The sequence below is a fragment of the Allorhodopirellula heiligendammensis genome, from assembly GCF_007860105.1.
Lineage (GTDB): Bacteria > Planctomycetota > Planctomycetia > Pirellulales > Pirellulaceae > Rhodopirellula > Rhodopirellula heiligendammensis.
Genome location: NZ_SJPU01000003.1, coordinates 678,058 through 698,412 on the forward strand (window position 1 = coordinate 678,058; position 20,355 = coordinate 698,412).

General features: G+C 55.5%; 16 protein-coding genes. 5 read left to right on the forward strand and 11 right to left on the reverse strand.

The genetic code is table 11. The annotated features are described in order from the left end of the window. Nucleotides 1–265 precede the first annotated feature (265 nt). From Poly21_RS22455 to Poly21_RS22470, 4 genes are all read left to right on the forward strand, one after another. Nucleotides 266–1,633 (forward strand): outer membrane protein assembly factor BamB family protein, encoded by a 1,368-nt coding sequence (locus Poly21_RS22455; protein WP_146409265.1) that lies wholly within the window; start codon nucleotides 266–268, stop codon nucleotides 1,631–1,633. 1,141 nt (nucleotides 1,634–2,774) lie between these two features. Continuing rightward, nucleotides 2,775–3,581 (forward strand): PEP-CTERM sorting domain-containing protein, encoded by an 807-nt coding sequence (locus tag Poly21_RS22460; RefSeq protein WP_146409266.1) that lies wholly within the window; start codon nucleotides 2,775–2,777, stop codon nucleotides 3,579–3,581. Nucleotides 3,582–3,806: 225 nt separating this feature from the next. Further along, nucleotides 3,807–5,222, forward strand: coding sequence for an arylsulfatase (locus tag Poly21_RS22465; protein WP_302120201.1), 1,416 nt, complete (start codon nucleotides 3,807–3,809; stop codon nucleotides 5,220–5,222). Nucleotides 5,223–5,508: 286 nt separating this feature from the next. Continuing rightward, the gene (locus Poly21_RS22470; RefSeq protein WP_146409268.1) at nucleotides 5,509–5,862 is read left to right on the forward strand and encodes a VOC family protein; all 354 of its coding nucleotides are present in this window, start codon (nucleotides 5,509–5,511) and stop codon (nucleotides 5,860–5,862) included. Between the two features lie 119 nt (nucleotides 5,863–5,981). Here the strand turns inward: Poly21_RS22470 and Poly21_RS22475 are convergent, their stop codons facing one another. After that, nucleotides 5,982–6,821 carry a glycerophosphodiester phosphodiesterase gene (locus Poly21_RS22475; RefSeq protein WP_146409269.1) on the reverse strand — a complete coding sequence of 280 codons (840 nt, stop codon included), beginning with the start codon at nucleotides 6,819–6,821 and terminating at the stop codon, nucleotides 5,982–5,984. A 204-nt stretch (nucleotides 6,822–7,025) separates the two neighbouring features. Next, the gene (locus Poly21_RS22480) at nucleotides 7,026–7,961 is read right to left on the reverse strand and encodes a 2-hydroxyacid dehydrogenase (RefSeq protein ID WP_302120203.1); all 936 of its coding nucleotides are present in this window, start codon (nucleotides 7,959–7,961) and stop codon (nucleotides 7,026–7,028) included. Nucleotides 7,962–8,303: 342 nt separating this feature from the next. Here Poly21_RS22480 and Poly21_RS22485 point away from each other — a divergent pair, with 342 nt between their 5' ends. After that, a complete protein-coding gene (locus Poly21_RS22485; protein WP_302120205.1) occupies nucleotides 8,304–9,965 on the forward strand; it encodes a serine hydrolase in 1,662 nt (553 codons plus the stop codon). A 134-nt stretch (nucleotides 9,966–10,099) separates the two neighbouring features. Here Poly21_RS22485 and Poly21_RS22490 read toward each other — a convergent pair whose 3' ends face one another. The 9 genes from Poly21_RS22490 to Poly21_RS22530 all read right to left on the reverse strand — a co-directional run bounded on the left by Poly21_RS22490 (nucleotide 10,100) and on the right by Poly21_RS22530 (nucleotide 20,321). Further along, entirely contained in the window at nucleotides 10,100–11,182 is a 1,083-nt protein-coding gene (locus Poly21_RS22490; protein ID WP_146409271.1) for a helix-turn-helix transcriptional regulator, read from the reverse strand. 15 nt (nucleotides 11,183–11,197) lie between these two features. Continuing rightward, complete coding sequence (locus Poly21_RS22495; protein WP_146409272.1) at nucleotides 11,198–12,070, reverse strand: fumarylacetoacetate hydrolase family protein; 873 nt, start codon at nucleotides 12,068–12,070, stop codon at nucleotides 11,198–11,200. Nucleotides 12,071–12,306: 236 nt separating this feature from the next. Further along, complete coding sequence (locus Poly21_RS22500) at nucleotides 12,307–14,739, reverse strand: S9 family peptidase (protein WP_146409511.1); 2,433 nt, start codon at nucleotides 14,737–14,739, stop codon at nucleotides 12,307–12,309. A gap of 500 nt (nucleotides 14,740–15,239) precedes the next feature. Beyond that, nucleotides 15,240–15,968 (reverse strand): flavodoxin domain-containing protein, encoded by a 729-nt coding sequence (locus tag Poly21_RS22505; protein ID WP_302120208.1) that lies wholly within the window; start codon nucleotides 15,966–15,968, stop codon nucleotides 15,240–15,242. Nucleotides 15,969–15,975: 7 nt separating this feature from the next. Beyond that, entirely contained in the window at nucleotides 15,976–16,782 is an 807-nt protein-coding gene (locus Poly21_RS22510) for a DUF4198 domain-containing protein (RefSeq protein WP_146409274.1), read from the reverse strand. A gap of 77 nt (nucleotides 16,783–16,859) precedes the next feature. Beyond that, on the reverse strand, nucleotides 16,860–17,396 hold the full coding sequence (locus Poly21_RS22515) for a DUF2271 domain-containing protein (RefSeq protein ID WP_146409275.1): 537 nt from the start codon (nucleotides 17,394–17,396) through the stop codon (nucleotides 16,860–16,862). A gap of 30 nt (nucleotides 17,397–17,426) precedes the next feature. Then, nucleotides 17,427–18,059, reverse strand: coding sequence for a PepSY-associated TM helix domain-containing protein (locus Poly21_RS22520; RefSeq protein ID WP_146409276.1), 633 nt, complete (start codon nucleotides 18,057–18,059; stop codon nucleotides 17,427–17,429). A 26-nt stretch (nucleotides 18,060–18,085) separates the two neighbouring features. Further along, on the reverse strand, nucleotides 18,086–19,120 hold the full coding sequence (locus Poly21_RS22525; protein ID WP_146409512.1) for a DUF1559 family PulG-like putative transporter: 1,035 nt from the start codon (nucleotides 19,118–19,120) through the stop codon (nucleotides 18,086–18,088). A 418-nt stretch (nucleotides 19,121–19,538) separates the two neighbouring features. Next, a complete protein-coding gene (locus tag Poly21_RS22530) occupies nucleotides 19,539–20,321 on the reverse strand; it encodes an ABC transporter ATP-binding protein (protein ID WP_146409277.1) in 783 nt (260 codons plus the stop codon). Between the last annotated feature and the right edge of the window lie 34 nt (nucleotides 20,322–20,355).

Genomic DNA, 20,355 nt, shown 5'->3' on the forward strand with positions numbered 1-20,355 from the left:
AATGGCACTATCGCCTGATTCGTCTTTGCTCGCCGATACCTCGCTTGCAAAAGCAGTATCGAGGCCAGTCCGGCAGCAGTGATACCCGATCGAAGCATGATCAGGTCTAATGGTGCGTGCGGTCCGACTTTGAGAAAAAGAGGTTGGACGTGGGGCGACATGACTTGTTATCCGCAATCACTGGATTCTGCCAAGCCTTCTGGCACTTTCTTACGTTCGACCCAAAACGCGAAATAAGCGACTATTGGATACAGGAATATTACCGATGAAGATTTGTTTCGGATTGTTGCTCGCAATTAGCCATTTTGCAGTGGCAACGTGCGGCATCAGTGAAGATAGCAATTGGCCCCAGTGGCGTGGTCCAAGCGGCACTGGCAAAACCTCCGCGACGGACGTTCCATCCACCTGGGGACCGGAGCTCAACGTTCAATGGCGTGTCGATCTACCCGAAGCGGGTAACTCGACACCGATCGTGTGGGGTGAGCGAATATTCTTGACTCAACCCATTTCGGAGTCCAATCTTCGGACACTGATTTGTTTCGATCGACAAACCGGTCGAGAAAGCTGGCGGCGCGGGATCGCCTACGCTGGGCCGGAATCAAGCCATCGAACCAACCCATTCTGTTCATCATCTCCTGTGACGGATGGCCAGCGCGTTATCGCGTGGTTCGGCTCAGCAGGATTGGTTTGTTTTGACTTCGATGGCAATGAATTATGGCGTCGGGACCTGGGGAAACAAAACCACATGTGGGGCTACGGTTCTTCCCCGATCCTGTACAAGGATTTGTGTCTGCTGAACTTCGGCCCGGGCGAGCGGGAGTTCATGATCGCTGTCGACAAGTTCACTGGTGAAACACGCTGGGAAATCGACTCGATTGATGACGAGGCCGAGCGAATGCTGAGCGGGCCTGAGAATGACGGCAGTGCGAACGATTTCAGTAGCGATAAGCCTCGCAGTGAGCGACTGCGGGGCTCCTGGAACACGCCGATCATCGTCCACGTTGATGGAACCTCCAACAGTGGTTCGGCTAGCGGTCACGATGAACTGATCGTCGCATTTCCGCGTCGTGTGGAGGGACTTGATCCATTGACCGGCGCGCGTCTTTGGACGTCTGGCGACGCAGCACCTTTGGCATATGCATCGCCGATGCAATCCGGCGACACGATCGTCGTGCTGGGAGGTTACGGCGGAGCTTCACTCGCCGTACGTGTTGGCGGCCAAGGCGATGTCACCAGATCACATCAGGTGTGGCATCGCCCGAGAGATAAAGGATGGTTGGGCACTGGCGTCGCTCACGACGGTGCGATCTATATCAGCGGTCTGGAAGGAATCTTGAGCTGTATCGATGTCCTGTCGGGCGATGAACTATGGAGAAAACGTATCGGAGGCGGGGGGACTTGGGCGAGCATTACCCAAACGGACGACGGGCGAATGTTCTTGCTAGATAAATCCGGTAGGACAACCGTGTTTGCGCCCAATCGTGACAAATATGAGGAGATCGCTGTTAACGAACTCAACGAACCCACCAACGCCTCGGTGGTCATAGCGGGAAACGACCTGCTGATTCGCACCGACCGGGCACTCTGGTCGTTTGGATCGGGCACGCCACCGCGGCCGTCTGAATCGAATTGACCCGACGGAGGACGCCAACAATACAGGCAGGACAACGCACGGCCAGCCATGTATCGTTGGAGACCAGGAGTACTTTTGACTCGTTGTCTAGTTTCTTCATCAAACGAAGTACCCTCGAGTCGGATTAGCCCTCTCAAAAACCCTCGCAGCGATATCACGGATTGTTCTAAGAATGGAATCGTTTTTGGGCGACGCGCCCGCGAACAGATTGACCCCACCAATCTTGTGATCGAAGGAAACCGGATCTTCATCACTGGCATACAGCGAAATGGCGGCAAATCTCATGCGATTTATGTCTAAGCCAGCGATAGTCAGATCCTGAATGATCAAATCGGCGGTACGCGCAACGGGAATGCAATTTCCGTTCGATCACCGAGACAAGCGATCGCGAACCAGATCTCGGACGACTTCCGGCAGTCCCCCTACCAAGTCAGCGTCGTTGCCAAATCGAGTCAGGATCTCCTCGGCGACTTGCACCACCGTGGTTCCGCGTAGCCGTATAGTCTCTACGCACGTAATAGGATGGGGGAAATGTCGCAGCGCTGTCCTGCGAGATCAGGACGGAGAGAGACGTGATTGGCAAAGCTGAACGAGATTGACGCAGAGTCGCAAGTGGCGGGGAGAGAGGAAGACGCGGGAGGTCAAAAGGAGGTGGTTGATTTTCTTCGCATCCCAGCGTGTCTCCGTCTCTGTGTTTAATTTTTTTCGCTCGGGCGAGAGAGCGGCAAGGTTTTTTCAAATGCGAGGTGGGTGATAACTCCAATGGCGAGCTGTGAGATATTGGTACCGGATACCACGTGTCTCAGTGCCTCTCGAAGGTTTCCAGAATGTCGCGTCACTGCGCGGCGGCTCACTCGATTCGCGGCCCACGAATAAATACGAATCTGAATTCCGCGAGTCGTCGGGAGATAGTTTTCGGTGAGATGGATTTGCGACCATTGATAGATCCTTGATCGCGCACTTGGACGGTGATGCATCACGCCGCGATCTCGCTTATGGGGCGAATTGCTTGGGCATGGGGGACCGATCCCCCCACGGCATGGCATTTGCGTAAACGAAATGGCTGATACCTCTCAGTCTTTCGCTGAGTGTCAAACGATCTATCTGCACCCCATTTCCTAGTTTTTCCAGAGTCATTTAAATGTTCGATCGCCGATATCTAGTTGCCCTCGTAGTGCTATCGTGCACGGCTATTCTCGCGTCCAATTCGACTGCCGGTGTCCTGGTGACCACGCCGCCCGGCGACGGAGTCAGTGGAAACGGGCAATCGGAGGCGCCATTCAACCTTCGTGGTGATGGGAATGGAAACCGCTACCAACAGGTCTATTCCGCATCATTCTTCGCGGGAGTGGGACCATTGCAATCCATCAGCTCGGTAGCCTTTCGCCCCAAGCAAGGAGCTTTCGGAAGTTTCATTTCAAGCACGGTGACGTTTGATAATTTGATCGTCAATCTGTCCACGACGCCGCGAACGCCCACAATCGATTTCCGCAACGGAATCAGTTCGGATTTGGATTTGAATCCAGGTGCGGACTCGCAACAGGTCTTCGGTGGCCCCATCACATTGACGACCGATCGACTCTTATTCGACTCGGACGTAGAAGACTTCGACTTCAAAATTGCATTCCAGACTCCATTTCTCTACCGGCCCTCGCTGGGCAATCTGCTACTGGAAGTTATCGTTCCTGCTGGAGTCAGTGCCAGCAGCAACTTCACTCGATTGGATACGATCATCGGTGGAGTTTCATCGTTCCCTGGTGCCACTGGTATGGCATCGGCAAGGGATGCTAACTTGACTGATGGAATTTCGATAGGTTCGAACACCCGTACAGGACTGGTGACTCAGTTTGAAACTGAAGCTGTACCAGAACCCGCTACCGCAGCAATGTTCATCGGCATGGTAGTGTTGGTCGGAGTCCAGTCGCGACGTCGTCGCAAACGAGCCTGAGTAGGAGTGGCCCCTTGTCCCGTCACGTCTTGGTGAACTGTCGAAAAGCTGTTCGCTCGGGACGATGGCGACGAGGTGCAGCACCAACCTGGCGCCGCCGCTTTGCGGTATAGATGCTACCATTGTGGTCTCGCCCGCCACGTGCATAGGTCAAGCATCGTGATGGATCGCGAAGTCGGAAAGTGCCAGGCACTTTCGTTCATGCCCCGCACCTCTAGGCGCCCTATGAAACTCTATCGAGCACTTGTCGTTGCTACATCGCTACTTTTACTTTTCTCGTCACGAACTTCTCTTGGTGCGCCTCCCACGGATGAGGAAAAGCCAAACATCGTCTTCATCCTCGTTGACGATGCGGGCATCGGGGATTTTTCTACGTATGGCTGTCAGTATGGGGTGACCCCCAACATTGACCAGCTCGCCAATGAGGGTATGAAGTTCACCAATGCCTACAGCGGCAATGCCGTGTGCGGACCGTCGCGATGTGTCTTGATGACCGGTCTGCATCCCGGTCATGCCCAGCGTCGGGCCAACCAGAGCAAGGATGGGCTGCTGGCACTGCCCACCGGCCAAATGACGGTCGCAAAACTGTTGCATGAGGCAGGCTACGCGACCGGTGGCTTCGGCAAGTGGGGCCTTGGTAATCCTGGCACGACGGGCGTTCCCGAAAAGCAGGGCTTTGACACTTTCTTTGGGTACTACGACCAGAGGCATGCCCACGATTACTACACCGAGTATCTGATCCGCAACAGCGTCAGAGTCCCGATCACACAATCGGGCGATCAGAGTTGGGACGACTATTCAGCCACTCGCATCGCCGATGAGACAATTCAGTTTATCGAAGCGAACAAAGACCGTCCCTTCTTTTGCTATGCCGCCTGGACGCCGCCTCATGGAGCTTATGAAATTCCCGATAACTCGCCTTACGGTGAGCGGTCCTGGACGGAAACGGAAAAGAACTACGCCGCGATGGTTGCGCTCGATGACACCGACGTGGGGCGGGTAATGCAGAAGCTGAAAGACCTCGGAATTGATGAGAAAACGCTTGTTGTCTTTACGTCTGACAATGGTGCCAACGCAAATTTCATCAAGCGACTCGGTAGCACGGGACAGTATCGCGGCTACAAACGAATGCTTTATGAGGGCGGCATCCGTGCCCCATTTATCGCTCGCTGGCCCGGGAAAATCCAGCCCGGTTCGATCAATGATGTCCAGACTACTTTTGTGGATGTCTTGCCGACCATCGCCGAATTGATCGGTGTACCCGTGCCTGCAGGAGCGGATGGCTATTCCATTCTACCGTCGCTCTTAGGACGTGAGCGACAGGTCCGTCCCACGCCGCTCTATTTCGAAATCTATGAACCGTATTTCCAGCAATCCGTTCGATTAGCAGATTGGAAGGGCTATCGCACCGGCACCCGGGATGCGCTTGAGCTCTACGACCTCAAAGCTGATCCAGGGGAAGCCAATAACGTCGCTGAGGCGCACCCAGATATTATCAAAGAAATCGAAGCGATCATGACGGCGGAGCACACACCCTCCCCGCACTACACCACGCCTGAACATCGTCGCCCCGCCAAGGCGAAGCGGAACAAGAAAAGGCAGACAACATCGCTGAAAGATCTGCTCGATGACAAGGAGTGATCATCGCGGTTGGGCAGGTCGAGTTTTGGTCCAGCCGCAATTACCGAAGGCTTAATTGCGGTCATTGAAGAGTGAGCGATCCTCTAAAATTCGAAATGCTAGATTTAACCAGATACACCCGGCTGAGACCGCTTTTATCAGCGAAAGATTTGACCTCGTTCACAGGCTCCGGTCTAGGAACGAGCCAACGGAGTTGAGATATTCAATATTTGAAACAATCTCGCTGCGATCCAAGTTCCCGACATACCTGTTTTTGCAAACTACGATTACCGCGGAGTTCCATGGAATGAATGAGCATGAAAAACTGAATTACGTCGAATTCCCTTGCAAGAATCTAGCCGCCACGAAATCGTTCTTCCAAGAGGCATTCGGATGGTCGTTTGTGGACTACGGCCCGGAGTACAGTGCGTTCGCGGGCGAGGGGCTCGATGGCGGGTTCTTTCAGTCCAACCAATCCGCATTGACCACCAATGGATCCGCCCTGTTGGTTTTCTACAGCCGCACCTTGGAAGCGACGCAGGCGAAGGTGGAAGCCGCAGGCGGGACAATTCTTAAACCAATCTTCACATTCCCTGGCGGACGGAGATTCCAGTTCAGCGAACCGAGCGGCAATGAGTTTGGCGTCTGGTCGGATCAGTAGCGGGATCTCTAAAGCGGGGCCTCCAATGAGATGGCGACGCCGCGTCATGTCCAATTTCAAGGCAGTGGGATAAGCGGTCGCTCACTGCGCAGGGACGTGTGAATGCTATGCTCACAAGATCACTCGGGAGTATCTGGGTTGCGCGCGGGCAACTTCTCTTTAAACCGCTGAATTGCTAAGGGAATGTCGGTGCACGCCACATCCAATCCCAAGCCGATCGCCAGGTGGTAGTCTTCCACTCCGTGGCCAGGCCAGCCGTTGATCTTGTAGCCGAGTTTCTGCGCCTCCTGCACCCATTTCCGAGATGTTCCCGAAATCTGACATGCGATGTGCGTGGCGTGCAATCGGTTTGCGCGTTCAATAAACTCCAGCGACAGCGGTTGGCTGGCGATGATTGCAATCGGCCAGTTCGCATCGAGCGTGCGCATCACCACTAAGGGCCGTTCGTCAAAGGACGTGAACAGATAGTCTGAGTTTGCTGGCTTGTACTTGCTGGCCATCGCATAAAGCTTGTCGCAATACTCCGCAATTCGAGCGTCGGGGTATAAGTTCTTATTGCTGGTCTTCATCTCCAATTCGAGGTACACACCCGGTTTATTCTGGAAGTATTTGAGGTAGTCCTCCAGCAACAGAAACGCCTGGCCTTTGTTGGTGCGCACTCCCTTCAGCTCGTCAGCGGTTCTCTCTTCCACGGGGCCGCTGGCATTGTGGGTGCGGTCCAGACTATCGTCATGCAGCAACACCAGGACCCCATCCTTGGTCATTCGAATATCGGTTTCAAATCCACGGATACCACGCTCGTAGCAGGCTTCGAAACCCTCCATGGTGTTCTCTTCGAACTCGTACGCACCTCCCCGGTGCGCAAGGATCAGTGGCAACTGCGTTGGCTCCTCTGCGGAGCAGTTCGTAGCAAACGCGAGCCCGGCCAGTAACTGGCACACCAAAGCGAACCGTAACATGTGAATTCCGTCATCTGAGTGAAACGAGGCGTGGAACGACGCAGATTCTAAACCCTGGTCGCGATTGCGAGAAGCATGTAGCTGGACAATCCCGCTCCGACAGCCATGCACGCATCAGCTGCCATGGATCGTATGAAAAGCACAAGCGGATCATCATGGAAAACGCACTCTCTTGCGTGATTCGGAGAACGCGTTTTTGACGTGTCAGTTCACTGGGGTGGTTAAGGTGTCACCTCGAAGTCCTGCCAGTAGATTCTCAACGGAGAGCTCCGCCATTTTTCGCCGTGTTTCAAACGTAGCACTGCCCAGATGTGGCGTGATCACGGCATTGGATTGGCTCAGGAGCGGATGGTCGCGCGGCAAGGGTTCGGGATCAGTGACGTCCAGCCCAGCACCTCGAATCTTGCCCTCCTGCAATGCCCGTGTTAGCGCAGCTGTATCCACGACGGGACCTCGCGCGACATTGACGAGTACTGCTGTTGATTTCATCAATTCAATTTCACGCGTACCAATCATGCCCGTGGTGCTCGATGACAATGGAACCGTCAAGACGACATAATCGGATTCTGCCAACAAGCGGTCGAGCGATGCATAGGTTGCCGCGATATCGCCGTCAACTATTTCGCGGCGATTGTAGTACAGGACTCGCATATCGAATCCAAGAGCTCGCCGAGCAACTTGTCCACCAATTTGCCCTAATCCAACGATGCCGATCGTTGCGCCGTGAACCTCATGCGCCATCAGCACTTGCGGTCTTTGGACGTCAAAATCTTCCGCGCGAGCGAGGCGGTCGCTTTCGACGATTCGTCTGCCGGCTGCCAGGATCAATGCGAACGCCATATCGGCGGTCGCTCCATCTAATACTCCAGGCGTATTGCCGACAGCAACATTCCGCTGTCGCGCCGCTGCCACATCGATGTGGTCAACGCCGACGCCGTTATTGCTGATCACTCGCAAATTCGGCAAGCGATCAATCATCTGGTGATCAACCGTCGGATGTCCGTAGGTATAGATGCCGCAAACTGAATCGTCGCGATCCGCATCGGCTGCTGACCAAGGCAGCAGTTCCACGTGACCGTGAAGCATCCTGTCCAAATCTGGCGAAAGCGGACCATCGGTGATGACTCGTGGCAAACTCACTGCGGGTTCTCTCTCAGTTGGACGGGGGACGAGCGTGGAAGGGGGCGGATGCTCGATTGTAGTTGTTCCCGGTAGTGGGATGTCATCATACCTGAACTGGAGAACCTCGACTCACCGGCGGGAGTGCAGGAATCTCTTTCAAGTCTTTTACCAATCCGTAAGATTCTCAGAATGCGGCGTCAGCGTTCGAGCTGTTCACCAGACGGCAATCAAGGCTCGGGCGAGTCGGCCGCGTGGTGTCGACTGACGCGCGATCATTGGACACCGAGTTGTGGACACAGTACGCTTTGGATGGTTTTGAGAATCAGTTCACGCTCACACGAATTTAATAAAAAGACAACTATGCCAGCGTTTCTCTTGGTGTCAGGTTTTCGTTACCGCAGTGGTTCGATGTCAGTGGACGCAATCCTGAAAGCCGCCCTGCGGCCTGCCGTGTTCGGAGTGGCGGTTGCGATCGTTGTGGTCGCGTGCTCAAGTGCGATGGCCGACGAGGGCTCGGCAGCGAATCAGGCCCAAACCGGCCCGCCTGGTGATCCTCACCAGAGCGTGACGCGAGAGAATGTTGACACGGCGCTCGCCGGCATTCCGGAACTTGTCGAGAACATGCGTCGGGCGACTGGGGTGCCGGGCATGGCCATCGCCGTCGTGTTTGAGGACGAGGTCGTGTACTCAGCAGGATTTGGCGTGTGCAAACTGGGCAGCGATGATCCAGTCGGACCAGACACGGTCTTTCAGATTGCCTCATTGTCGAAGGCACTCAGCGCCACGGCAGTCGCCGCGATTGTCGGTGACGGTACGATTGCGTGGGAGGATCCGGTGGTTGATCACCTACCTGATTTTAGGCTGTCGGACGCCTATGTCACTGAGCACGTGACCTACGCGGACCTATTTAGTCACCGCAGTGGGTTGCCCGCGCATGCTGGAGATCTGCTGGAGGATCTTGGCTTCGACCGCCGTGAGGTCCTCGCTCGACTTGCCCAGCAGCCGCTCTTTCCCTTTCGCGCCCAGCACGACTACACCAACTTCGGACTGACCGCAGCCGCCGAGGCTGCGGCGGTCGCGGCGGGCATACCATGGGAAGAACTGATCAAGTTCAGGCTGTTCAATCCCGCTGGCATGGAACACTCCTCGGCACGATTTGAGGACTACGTGGCCGCAGAAAACCGTGCCACTCCTCACCAGCGGGACGTTGACGGCAACTGGATCGTGACGACTCACCAGCGAGACCCCGACGCACAATCGCCCGCCGGTGGTATATGCTCCACGGCAAATGACCTCGGCCAATGGCTGCGTCTGCAACTCGCCGGCGGCGTGCTCAGTGGCGAGCCCATTATCGACCCAGCGGCACTGCTCGCCATGCAAACGCCGCACAGCTTCAAGGGCCCCTTGAGTGCACCGAGCGCGCACGCGAACCTGTACGGACTCGGCATGGGCATCAGTGTTCGAGACGACGGATACACCAGCTGGTCCCATTCAGGAGCATTTCTGCTCGGGACTGGAACCAACTTCTCCATGATCCCGGGGCAACGTCTGGGTGTGGTGACCATCACCAACGGCCAACCTGTTGGACTGGCCGAGGCCACCGCGGACACGGTGCTCGATCTGATCGTCCACGGCAAAGTCTCGCGTGACTGGCTCGGTGGATACATGGGGTTGTTTGCAAACCTCTACCAATCGGAGACCCCCACAGACTGGACTGAGCTCGTCAACAATCCGGTGGCGCCGGCTTCGCTGGGCACCTACGCCGGAACTTACGAGAACGATTATTATGGCCCGATGATGATTGACGATTCGTCGGGGACGCTGGTGATGACTCTCGGCCCCCAGGCAATGACGTTTAATTTGACTCCATATGACGGCGACACGTTTCTCTTTACCCCACCAGGTGAGAATTCGGTTGGGCCAACCGGGATCACGTTCGAGGTTGAAGATGGCCAGTCAGTGTCGGTATCGTGCGAGTTCTACGACATGACGGGCCTTGGTACCTGGACGCGGTCGCGCTGAGCCTGGGGACTCCTCACCACTGCAATGTCGCTAAAAACAGTTCAAGGCTATATCAGGATTCGAATCGTTTAGGAAATGCGTGTTCGACCGAACCTGTGTGCGGCCCGATCACCAGTCCGTGTACCTTCTTCGGCTCACTCGGTCGGACGACCATATCGTTCCGCCAATGTGGCGATGGCGGAAGCGACGGCCTCGCGGTATTCAGGTGGTGAGAGGACTTCCGCATCGGCGCCCAACGCAAGAACCTTTGGTAACAATTCCCGGGGATGGGAGGCGGGGACCGTCAACAGAAAATCCGCCGCCACATTGGGTTCGTCGATCTGCTCTGTGCTAGACGTATCCTCACTGGACGGCTGCTTTGGATTGATCGGCTGCAGTTCTTGATCGGGATGCCAAGGATCTTCTTTTAAGTAAGCGGCAGATCGAGCACCCAGCCGGATTTGCACCTGTGTCGAAGATTCTCCCGAGAAGATCCCGATGCTCTTGCTGAGAAATTTACCCAGATCCACTTTGGAATCGGGTTTGAAATAGTCGTCGGTAACTTGGGCGTGTTGAAAGCGGTCGAGCTTCCAATTACGTAACCTCTCAGCGGCATCGGTAACCTCAGGCGCCGCCGCGACGACATAGATACTACTTTGATGAACCGCGAGGGCGTAGGGCTCGATTTTGCGTCGCGTGGCAGGACGGCCAACCGATTTGTATTCGATTTCGACCACACGGTGTTCCAGGATACTCCGGGTGATCGTTTTAAGCATGCCCGCTTGGGCAGCGTAGGTCTTCGATGGCGTTCCCGATACGTAGAGTACCTTGCGGTATCGCTGGTAATGTTCATAGACACCCTCTGGAATTGCCTCCTGAACTTTATTCCAGAACGTCTCGATACCCTGCCAGTACTGGGTGCCCATCAGTGGCGTCAGTAGTTCGCGACCGATCGACAGAGCAATCAGCTCGGTCGCCGAAAACGCAATCTCATGTACTGCGGTGTGATTGCGGCCGAGCTTATATACCTTGCCTCGCTCGACCATCTCGTTCTGAATGTCATACCCTGCCGCTTGCAACGCCTCCATGTCACGGCGCACCGTCCGCCCATGCAGCGTCGTCAGACCGAGGTCGGCGACCAAGTCGGACTTGAGCTCATTGACTGTCCGCCCGAAGCGTGATTCTTCGAGCAATTGCAGCAACTTGTGTTGACGGATCAGCTGTTCGTTGCGTGCCACGTCAGTTCCATCGGTTTAGGGAGCGGTAGGTGATGTGGATTGCACGATTGGATTGGAGAGCGTGCCAATGCCAGCGATGGTGACATCGACGACGTCGCCGGGATGTAGCGTGAAATCGTTATCGGGGATGATTCCAGTACCCGTCATCAGGAACGCTCCCGTGGCGAATGTGTTATCTCGTCCCAGCCATTCGACCAAATCTTCGAACCGCCGGGCCATCTCCGCGGCGCTGGTCGCTTGTTCAAAGACGGTTGCACCGTCGCGGCGAATTTTCAAATCGACTGTAATTTGGTCGACGGGCGGCAATTCGTCGTAGAGACGGATCCACGGTCCGAGGCCGGCGCACTGGTCGTAGCACTTGGCCTGGGGCAAATACAAAGGGTTTTCGCCTTCAATGTCGCGTGAACTCATGTCATTTCCGATCGTCAAACCGACGATCTTCAGCTTGGGCGAGAGCACCAGTGTGATTTCTGGTTCGGGGACGTTCCAAGTTGCGTCTTGACGGATACGCAGCGGCTGGCCGTGACCGCTAACACGGCTGGGGGTTGCTTTGAAAAACAACTCCGGTCGGTCGGCTTGATAGACGCGATCGTAACACGATGCCGCTGCCTCGGATTCTTCCATCCGTGCGGTTTGACTGCGCAGATAGGTGACTCCCGCCGCCCACACTTCTTGTTGGTCGATCGGTGCCAACCAGGCGGTCTGCTGATCGATTGCGATGGGTTCGCTACGAGCCAATGACTCAACCGCGGATATCGGTCGCTCCGCGGCGAGAATGTCAGCCAGAGTCGCTAATTCCGGCGTCATCTGCAGGGGAGTCAGCTGGGCGTCCTCGACGAGGGCGACGCGCGATCGTCCCGTTGCGTCGGAATATTTGCAGATTTGCATGGCTATCCTAATGTCGAGGGAAAGTTTTCAAGAAATCCTACCGACTGCTGAGGCGTCTGGACCTCCACACGATGTGCTGGGACTATCGATTGGGGGAGGAAGCACGCACAGGCGACCGTGTGTGGCGAGGTTGTCGAACGGTACACGGCTCACATCGGCGTCGTCCAAGTTAACCAAATAGAAGCTTGGCGTACCGAATTATCGCAGAAGCTCCGTCGTTGGAACACCCAGCCTGATCATGGCTGGGGATGGAGCGTCCGGACGAGGAAATCAGTCATCAACTGGTGCAAATGCATCACAGTCCCTTCGCCCTCGGAAATAGCATGGGACCGACCAGGGTAGGCCATCATCTGAAATTGCTTGCCGAGTGCTACCAGCCGGTTGATCAATCGCTGCGTTGAAGCGAAGTGAACATTGTCATCGCCCGTGCCGTGAATGATCAGGAGCGGGTCGTCGAGACCCTCGGCATGCGTCAGCGGCGATCCATCGACGAATCGTTGGCGGTCATCTTCGACCAATCCCATATAACGCTCTTGGTAAATCGTGTCGTAGTCGAGTTGGTCGGAGACCGGAGCGACCGCAATTCCGGCAGCATAGATTTCAGGGTAGCGGAAAACACTGTGCAGCGTCGTTGATCCCCCGCCGCTCCATCCCCACACGCCGACACGATCTGGATCGATTTGGGGAAAGCGTTTGAGTAGTTCGCCAACGCCCGCGGCTTGATCGGCGGGCGGTAATACCCCCAACTTCCCATGGACAATCTGCCTGAATTCGCGTCCGCGGGGTGACGCTGATCCGCGGTTGTCGATGCTGGCGACTGCAAATCCGAGTTGCGTCAGATAGCGATGCCACAGATACGTACGACCTCCGTATGCATCACGAACAGTCTGGCCCGCCGGCTCGCCATACACATGCACCACCAGCGGTATGGAGTGTTCGAGTTCCTCAGCACTATCGGTTGACGTCGGCAGCATGATCCATGCGTCCAGGGAGATCTGGTCGTCAATCGGAAGCGATATAAACTGCTGCTCGATTGGATTTAATGCAGAAATTGCCGCCTCTGCAGCAGCGTTGTCCTCCAAAATCTCCATTCGCGAGTAGGGGGCAAGGTGTACCAAACGGATGACCGGAGCTACCGAAAATGCTGACCAAGTTTCCAGTGCATAGCTTGCTGAGTGGCTAAGCTGGTACTGAAAGGTGCCATTATCTGCTGGCGAAACTCGTTGCGGGTGGGGTTCGGGCATTTGCCGGTTGCTCGCGGTCGTGTAGAGCGCTCGCCTAGTGGGGGCGTCTGGCGACGCGGTAAAAAAAACATCGCCCGTAGACTGGCTGACAGCACTGAGCTCGATCACGTCCCAGGGCCCCGTCGTGATTGGCTCCAGCGAAACCCCGCGATGCACGCCGGCTTCGGTTAGTTCTTCGCTCGTATCCACGGGGCTAGTCATTAACCACGGCATGATGGCGACCCGGTACAGATGCCGGTAGCCGGTTCGTTCACTCAACCAAAGCAGATCGATTGTTTCACGCAAGACACCATCACCCGAATCGGTTTCTTGCTCGGGTAAAAAGAGCATCTTCGCTTGGTGCATCAGCCATCCAGGACTGGTGTCTGTCAGCAACACTACGCAATCGCCCGTCAAGGCGTCGCACAACCATAAGCGGTTTTCATTTTGACGCCGATTGAGTTGTTGAACCAACAAACGTTCATTGGCACCGATTGCAGCCGGGGGTAACCATCGCAAGCCGGCGAGGTAGTGTTGGCGTGGATCACCTGCGATTCGCAGCCACACCGTTTGCTTCGTCTCAAAATCGTATACGCCGATCTTCGCGGCAGCATTGATTTGGCCGACTTTCGGGTACGCGAACCGTTTGATAATCGGATACCTTTCCGACGTATTATCGATCAGAGAGTGCATTGGAACTTCCGATTCATCCAATTGCCAAAAGGCTAGCTTACTCCCGTCTGGGCTGAACTCGAACCCTCGTGTGAGTTTGAGTTCTTCTTCGTAGACCCAGTCAAAGGTTCCATGGATGAGATCTGGTCGGTCGCTCGTCGCGATCTCCTGGATCTCACCGGTAGCAGTAGTTTCGCAGAATAGATTACGATCACGAACGTAGGAAATGCGATCGCCCTGGGGAGAAAACTTCGCAAACATCAACGATTGGCTCGCAACATCTTTCCCGCCAATTTTCCGCCACGACTTCGAAATTAGATCGAGCAGCCAGTAGTCTCCACGGGTGTGGGACCGCCAAACCCGCACCGAGTTGGTGAACACGAGTAAGTATTGGTGGTCGGGCGACCAGATGTAATCGTCAATCGAGATCCGCTCACCGCTGGGAAGACGGAACTGATCCGCTGAGATAGCGACGGTTGACTTGCCATCAGGAAGCGATCGACGAATGATCTCCGGATGGCCCTCATCATTGTCGCGCATCGACCACAAGACGTCGTCACGGTGGTCCCATTGCATTGACTGCTGTTGCAAGTTGAAATCGGGACCATGATAGATTCGGGCGAGCGATAACTCCGTGCGGTTAGCGACCGGCAGTGGCAACGGTGGTCCGCCACTCATAGCCGGGGGGGCAGCAGTACCGGACACACCATGGCACAAAACCAGGAGTTGGCACAAGCAGGCGGGCAAGGCAAAATGGAACTGGATAGTTTTCATCACGTTGTGGTTCTCGGGGGACTGATCCGCAACTAATAATTCATCACCTTTCACACGGCCAAAGCTGCCTCGTGAATCGGTTTGGCGGGGGAGATAACGGCACTATAGAGACTGTTCAATCTTGAGCACTGAAGTATACGCGCATCGCGGTAGCCTCGTTGAACCACGTGCCCATTTATTTGCGTTTCATTGCGTGGGGATGAAAGGTACCCATGCGATTTGACTGATAACCGAAACGCGGGTGCTGGAGGCCACCGTCCTGCAGACGGGGCACATGCTACCGCTCGGGATTCACGCCGCCCACCCAATTTATCCGCTCACGGTAGTTCTTCATTTGCGTCAAAACGTATCACCGTGAAGCATGGCAAAAATCGATCGAAACAGTTATGGAAATGGTAGTCACACGCCCGGGTGATGTGCACCTGAGATCGCATCTCTCCAACGTCAACGGTTAGCCGCTCAGGATTGCTCGAGACATCGATGGCCGCCTCGCGTATCGCTTAGACGACACTGGTCTGTGAGAGCGATTCGACACGAACGTGCCAGGTCTGAAGCGCGATAGCGTCTTCATCATCCACTTCGATCACGCTGAACAATTCCCGCGCGCCGCAGGCTCGCAGCCAATCGTTGATCTGATGACCGAAAGCACAGAACTCGTCGTAGCTGCGATCGCCGAGCGCCAACACGCCAAATTGCAAAGAATCCAGGCTTGTCACCTGCTGCATGACTGACTGAGAAAACTCGATCGCGTGATCGGGCGGATCGCCCTGGCCGGCGGTACTGGCGATGAACAATGCCTGTCTGGCTGCGGCCAGCTGTTCATGCGTGACTGCGTCGATCGGCGTCAATCGAATGTCACAGCCGAGTTGCTCTAGTTGAGCACAGGTTTGCTGGGCTAGCGATTCAGCGAAACCTGTTTCACTTGCGTACACAACGAGAACGCCATCAAAATAGCTACGTTCGAGTTGCGGATCCATGCGGTGCAGCCCCTCACGACGAACTGCCTGGGATTTGACGTTGGCACGAGTGCGCTGCCAAGTCCAAACAAGCATTGCCAAGAAGCTCGCCAGTACCAGCGTAGCCAAGTTCCAACGCGATGGTAGCGGGGTGGCGATCCACCAATCTCCCGGCGTCCACCACATGCTTAACATTGCTGCGGTGACCAAGGCTGCCCCTGCGATGAGGTTGGCAGCCCTGGTCGATGTTAGCGGTGAGCAACACTTGGCCATCAAAGAACTACTGTGGCAAGACTTCGAGAGTGGCGGCATAGCTCAGGCGACGACTATTCGCCTGCGGCACTGACGTCTTTTTGTCTTCGGTGCTGGTCTCTAGCCAGTACATGCCCGGTTCGTCCCAAGCGACGGAAAACTCACCGTTCGCGTCGGTGGTCAACTGCACTTCGTCCTGGGCGTTGCGATAGCGAGTTTCGCCACGAATGACGGTAACTTCCATGCCTTCGACCGGCTCACCGTTGACTACCAAGCGGAACTTGGTGGTCTCACCGGCATAAAGATCGTTAGGATGCGTGAGGGGAACTAACTCGACGCCCTCTCCGGTTGGCTGGATCGACTCGATAGAAGGCGCACCGTTGGTGACGAATGTTTCAATTCGACCGATGCTCTCGGTGACTTGCACGTTTTCCGCATTGGCTGGAATGGCGTCCGCAAGCATTTCTGGCGTGCCTCGAAATCGCTTTCGTTCGCCGTCCTCTTCCCAGCCAGCGAACACGCCACGGTTGACGATGGCGATACGATAGGTGCCTTTTTCCGTCAGGGGTAGATCGAAGACACTGCGGTATTTGCCGACCGATTGGTTTTCAGCGGTGACCGCGGTGCCACTCGGGGCAATGATTTCCAGTCCGTCAAGCCTGAGAGGAAAGTGGTTGAAATAGAACAGGTCGTTCGAGACAGCCGCATCGACCGTCACCCAAGGTTCTGGCCCCGAGAGAACGGTTTGTGAGGGACGCAACCAAACTTTATGAGCGAAACTAGTCGCCGGTAGTAAGGATACGAGCAACAGTGTGGATAGAAAAAAACGTTTCATGAAAGGTGATTCCTAGAGAGAGAAAAAGTGATGGTTGAGGGGGGAGCTTTGTCGCGTCCGCGGTCCGTGAGAAACGCTTACTTTGCTGGCTGTAAGGTCAATTTGATTTCACCGAGTTCTTCCTCCCCCTTGGCCTCCTGCACCTGAAGTTTCTCGGAAGGCCAGGTGAAGGGCAGCGTTAGTAGTTCACGTCCACCAACTTCCCGTGAGGCTTCAACGACGAGACTGTAGTCTCCTGGCGATAATTTAGCGAAACGAGGATCCGTGAAGGCAAACGATAATTTGTGGTCGCCAGCTGGACGTGTGGCAGCGGAAACACCATCAACGGGCATTTTTAAGCTGCGGCCGGAGCGGCGCCACCACTGCCGTAGGTCCGGCAACCACTTCGTTCCCGCACCCTCTTGTGATTCCGTCATTTGATACCAAACGGTGAGGTTGGCAACGGCCTGGCGGTCTTCGTCTTGGATCCATACCGCAACGTAAGGGCGATGGTATTCCGAGACGTTCATGCGCGGGATCTCGATCGTAAGCTCCACGTCAGCGGTAGGCTCGTCCGCCCAACCTACGCCCGCCAAAGCGAGAAATAAAATCACACCGGTCAGTTTTGTGTTCATCAATCAGTTCTTTTCTTTTGGTAGATGTATTTAGTGAATGAGCAGAATTGCGACCAACCACGGTGCAACCAATCCGAGACCAACCAGTGGCCAGGTCATACTACGACGCCGCGCATGTTCGATCAGCAACAGCAATCCGGTCACGCAGAATACGAGTGTGGACAGTGCGAAAAGATCCAATACCCACTTCCACGCCGCCCCGGTGTTACGCCCTTTGTGCAAGTCGTTGAAATAAGAAACCCAGCCGCGGTGTGTCTGTTCAAATTCGACTGCCCCCGTCTCGCGATCGATCGCCAGCCACGCGTCACTGCCAGGGCCAGGCATCGAGATGTAAATTTCATCTTCTGACCACTCCGCCGAACGTCGGCCGATCGGCTTTCGAAATTGATCGCCCAGCCAATCGGAGAGTTCGACCGGCAGTGGCTCAAGACCGTCAGCGGCAGAGGCGTTAAGGGTTGCGAGTAGTTGCGGTGGTAACTCGGCCGACAGCGTCTCGGTAACAACGTCTGACTTAATCTGAGCGGCGTGATTGAGGGTGATTCCCGTGATCGCGAACAACATCATGCCTACAAGACTGACAGCTGAACTAATCCAATGCCACGCAATGATCGTTCGCAAACGATACTTGCGAGGCGTGATGTCGGATTCTGTGTTGGCAGGCATGGCTAGTCGATGTGGGGCCGCTTGGACTACTCCGAAGTGACCGTTTTCACTTCGTTGCCTTGCTTCGTCCAACTCGCATGCCAGACTGCGCGATCGACTGAGTCGGTCACGTTTCGAACACTACCGTCGGCCATCGCGACTTTCGCGAATCCTGTATGGTAGCTGCGCGCCGCCGTGATTTTGGATGAACCATAAACCATGTCCGGGACGGGGCTGTTCGGTGTCAGCCGCCCATTGATAATCGGACCGCTCGGTACGCTGCCTCGTAGCCAGTAATGATTGCGATCGCCACTCCAACCACTGATGAATGATTCGATGCCGCTGAATCCGCCGGCGTCCGCAGCCTCAGCGAGAGTTGCGTTGATTCCCGTATTGGCTGTCGCACGGTTGGAGCGAACATCCATCGCGGGCGTGGGAGTCGCGACTTCTAATCCGGAACCGATCGTCGTTTCGGCGAACACGATCGTATTGCTGGTGCCATCTAAGATATCGCGAAAACCAACCTTCGCACCCACCCAACAAAGCCCGTCTGATTTGACACCATTGCCAGGATGGAATACGCCGTCGAGTCCGCTGCCCTGATTCATGCTGTAGCTGGTGCCGGCAATTTGAATGCTCGCACCCGAGGGCATCGTGAGGCTATGTAAGGTTGCATTGACATCACTCGGGCATTCATAGGTTGCGACTCGTGTCCCAGCCGCTTCTTGCAAACCAACAGGCAGATCAGCCAACGCCGGGTGCCCCATGTAAATATCAAAGTCGATGAGGCTCTGCAGCTGCGCTTGTTCTAGAAACGGGAGGATTTTGGCAAGCGGCGAATAGTCGCTGGGGTACCCGCCGGGCCATGAATACCCATTGTTCGGAAAGGCACCGTTATACGTTGATGCGTAATTGTGCAGACCCAACCCGACCTGTTTGAGGTTGTTTCCGCATTGCATCGCCCGTGCGGCTTCACGAGCGGCTTGCACGGCGGGAAGTAGCAATCCCACCAGCACGCCAATGATTGCGATCACCACTAATAGTTCGACGAGCGTGAAGGCAGGGCGGATTCGCTGCCGCATTGTCCGGGAGCGATACGTCACGCCACGGGGGCCAGCAACATTCATTGACGACATTTTATTTCCTAGTCTAGAGGCACACAGGGGAGGTGGGACGCGGACCTGAGAGTCAAGCTTGATGGTCGGGAAGGACCGTCACGCTTTCAGGTGCGGATGGGGTGTGGCTGGCTAGCAGACTAAGGGGCGTCTGTGGCTTGCTATGTCGAGAGGCAGTGATGCTACTGCGAATCAGTCTCAGAATCATCTTCGGCAGTGTGATCAAAATCAAGGGGGCAACGTCTATTTTTGTCAAGAAAGCGAACAGGATTTCCAGTTCCGATGTGGCTCGCGCCTGTCCGTTGCACGCCAAAGTGCGTGCAGCGATCCTGCACTGACGGCGGCCCACTCGCTAGCAGGGCGCCAGGTTATCGGCCGGCGTATCTCAAGGTAGTGACGCTGCCAGGGGCTGCTCGAATCCACCCACGACTTGCTGATAATAGGCGGCGAGCGATTGTGGATCAGCGTGCGCGGATGTCGCGAACTGCTGCAACACTTGCCCGTCTTTCAAAACCACTACGCGATCGGCCCACGCTGCCACACTGGGCTCATGGGTCACCATTACAATCGTCCGCTGTTGGGATTCACACAGACGCCGCAGAAGCTCACAAATCGCTTGCCCCGTGACCGAATCCAGGCTGCCCGTTGGTTCGTCAGCGAAAACGATCGCGGGGTTGGAGATGAGCGATCGCGCGATCGCCACACGCTGTTGCTCTCCACCGCTGAGCGAATCCGGACGGTGAGTCAATCGATCTTCGATTCCCAGTTGCTGGGCAAGGTCGTAGATCGCTTCATCATCCTGGAATTTGATGCCTGCCGCGTAGAGCGGAAACATAATATTGTCGTACGCGTTGAGCGAGGGAACGAGATTAAAAGCCTGGAAAACCAAGCCGATACAACGCCGACGAAAATGGGTAAGTCCCCGGTCCGAGAGAGTCGCGAGATCTTGACCATCAATGGTGATGCTTCCAGACGTCGGACGCGTTAACCCGCTCATGAGATGCATCAGGGTGCTTTTGCCCGACCCACTCGCCCCCATCACAGCCACAAACTCCCCTGCATGGATCGTCAGATCCACGTCCAGTAACGCGTTGACAGTTCGATCACCTTGCTGGTAAGCCTTGGTGGCTTTCTTGACCTCAGCAATGGGATGAGTGATATCAGTCATAGAGTATTTTCAAAAAGATGATTCGAAGATTAAC